Origin of the sequence: Burkholderia sp. SIMBA_051, from assembly GCF_046534915.1 — a bacterium.
GTDB classification, from domain to species: Bacteria; Pseudomonadota; Gammaproteobacteria; order Burkholderiales; family Burkholderiaceae; genus Burkholderia; species Burkholderia ambifaria.
The window spans coordinates 1-235 of sequence record NZ_JAWRXS010000910.1 but is presented as its reverse complement, the minus strand read 5'-3'; the positions used below and the strand labels follow the sequence as shown (position 1 = coordinate 235).

The following is a 235-nucleotide window of genomic DNA, read 5'->3' as shown; positions in this document are numbered from 1 at the left end:
GTATCCGCATGTTCAACACGAAGGACACGTATCCGAACCAGACGCTCGATAACGATCTTTGCCAGGCTGTGCGCGCCGGCAACACCGTCTATGTGCGCGGCCAGGTCGGCACGGATTTCGAAGGGCGCCTCGTCGGACTCGGCGATCCGCGCGCGCAAGCCGAGCAGGCGATGAAGAACCTCAAGCAATTGCTGGAAGAAGCCGGCAGCGATCTCTCTCACGTCGTCAAGACGAC

1 protein-coding gene is annotated in these 235 nt (G+C 60.9%); it reads left to right on the top strand.

Annotation, left to right across the window (positions count from 1 at the left end; genetic code table 11):
- Positions 1–2: 2 nt before the first annotated feature.
- On the top strand, positions 3–235 hold a 233-nt coding region (locus SB771_RS37115; RefSeq protein ID WP_410722300.1), incomplete at its 3' end, for a RidA family protein.